Source organism: Bacillus sp. JJ1609, from assembly GCF_036967045.1.
Classification (GTDB): Bacteria; Bacillota; Bacilli; order Bacillales; family Cytobacillaceae; genus Mesobacillus.
Genome location: NZ_JBALSS010000004.1, coordinates 146,955 through 148,871 on the forward strand (window position 1 = coordinate 146,955; position 1,917 = coordinate 148,871).

3 protein-coding genes are annotated in these 1,917 nt (G+C 43.2%); all 3 read right to left on the minus strand.

The window, feature by feature from the left end; genetic code table 11:
* Positions 1 to 109: 109 nt before the first annotated feature.
* The 3 genes from V7654_RS03140 to V7654_RS03150 all read right to left on the minus strand — a co-directional run bounded on the left by V7654_RS03140 (position 110) and on the right by V7654_RS03150 (position 1,858).
* Positions 110 to 481 carry a DUF423 domain-containing protein gene (locus V7654_RS03140; RefSeq protein WP_335428392.1) on the minus strand — a complete coding sequence of 124 codons (372 nt, stop codon included), beginning with the start codon at positions 479 to 481 and terminating at the stop codon, positions 110 to 112.
* A gap of 58 nt (positions 482 to 539) precedes the next feature.
* Positions 540 to 884: a YwdI family protein gene (locus V7654_RS03145; protein WP_335428393.1), complete on the minus strand. Its 345-nt coding sequence runs from the start codon at positions 882 to 884 to the stop codon at positions 540 to 542.
* 281 nt (positions 885 to 1,165) lie between these two features.
* Positions 1,166 to 1,858, minus strand: a complete 693-nt coding sequence (locus V7654_RS03150) for a uracil-DNA glycosylase (protein ID WP_335428394.1) — start codon at positions 1,856 to 1,858, stop codon at positions 1,166 to 1,168.
* Positions 1,859 to 1,917 lie beyond the last annotated feature (59 nt).

A 1,917-nucleotide genomic window follows, 5' to 3' on the forward strand; every position in this document is an offset into this window, starting at 1 on the left:
AGGAGTCTACGCGCCATCCACTACAATCAACAGGGTTTAAAAATCAACATTCAGCTTTAACAGAGCCTTTAAAAAAGAGCAAGCCATAATAGTTGGCTTGCTCTTTGTATTATAAATATTTAACAGCCGCAACCATCATAAGAACCCAGGCTGCGAGGAAGGCTAATCCGCCTAATGGAGTAATCGCTCCAAGAAGGCTGATCTTTGTAACACTTAATACATACAAGCTTCCTGAGAATAAAATGATACCGATCAGCATCAGCCAGCCTGACCAGGAAACAAGTGCATTGGCTGGCAATTTACCAGCGATGATTCCAATAATCAGGATGCCTGTTGCGTGGAACATCTGATATGTAACCGCTGTTTTCCATGTTTCTAAATATTTTGGTTCTACTTTCCCTTCTAGTCCATGCGCTCCGAACGCTCCAAGTGCGACGGCAAGGAAAGCATTGATTGCTCCAATTAAAATAAATGTCTTCATTCTTTCCACCTCTTCTTAATAATTGGCCATGTTCTCATAGGAAAAATTCACAGTTGCCCTAAAAATCGAAAAGCGAGTCTCCGTTTGAGTTATCATCCATTTCGAGTTTCTTTGGCTGCGGCACCATAGGCGACGACTGGTTTACAGGCATCTGTGGCTGCGTGAACGTCGGCTGGGCAGCAACGTATTGAGTAGGCGCAGGCTTAACGATGTTCCTGCTTGTACCCGGACTGCTGTACTCAGTCGCTCCTGCTCCCTGCTGCACAGGCTCATCCAGCACAAGCTCACAAAGGGTTTTGATTGAATGAATTCTTTCCCGCTGTGCAGCTTCTGTATCTGCTGATTTGGCCAGCCTTAATTCGTCTTCCATCTTCAATAGCAATTTTTGAAATGAAATATTCAATCGCTCACCTCCATCATCGAAGCATATATGTATATCTTCATTTGCAATCATTATTGTACCGTTCCATTCTACATCAATTCCGATTATTTTTCGACCACAGGAAACGAACATGTCAGTTCCACGTGAAACATGTCGATTTTTACCAGAAAATGAATGGTTTTTTCATTTCCTAAGAGTCCCGCGCCTTCCCCTCTAATCAAGATTGATCTTTGACAAAGCCAATACTTTCGCGGAACTTAATTTTAATATACAAAAAGAAAACCCTGGATCCCCAGAGTCTCTTAACCTCTTTCCTTCAAGCCTTCTATCTGCCAGTCAATCTCCTGTTCACCCTGTTCCCTCAGAATCTCGTTAACTTTTGAAAATGGCTTGCTGCCGAAGAAGCCTCTTCTTGCTGACAGCGGGCTTGGATGGACTGACATGATGATTTTATGCCTGCTTTCGTCTATCAGCTTAAGCTTGCTTTGTGCCGGCTTTCCCCAGAGAATGAAGATGACTGGCTTCTCACGTTCATTCAAGAGGGTGATGACTTTATCGGTGAAAATCTCCCACCCTTTTCCTTTGTGTGAGTTCGCTTCCCCTTTTCTCACAGTAAGGACCGTATTTAACAGCATCACACCCTGATCTGCCCATTTTTTTAGGTAGCCGTTGTCAGGGATATAGCAGCCACGGTCATCATTCAATTCTTTAAATATATTTCGGAGCGATGGCGGGATAGTCACTCCAGGTTTGACCGAAAAGCTTAACCCATGCGCCTGCCCTGGACCGTGGTATGGATCCTGTCCCAGAATCACCACTTTCACATCCTCATAATCTGTAAAATGCAGCGCGTTAAATATATCTTTTTTGTCAGGATAGACGGTTTCCTCAGCATACTCTGCTTTTAAAAATTCTTTTAGGCGCTGATAATATAGTTTTTCAAATTCTTCAGCAAGTAAGGTTCCCCAGCCATTATTCAATATTGCCAAGACCATTCACTCTCCTTCCCTATGGCTCTGTTAAAGCCCAAAGTTGTTTTTTAAACCCTGTTGAT

Excerpts from the sequence above, each read along its gene's own strand:
- V7654_RS03140 (WP_335428392.1), bottom strand. The coding sequence starts at position 481 with ATGAAGACATTTATTTTAATTGGAGCAATCAATGCTTTCCTTGCCGTC.
- V7654_RS03150 (WP_335428394.1), bottom strand. The coding sequence starts at position 1,858 with ATGGTCTTGGCAATATTGAATAATGGCTGGGGAACCTTACTTGCTGAA.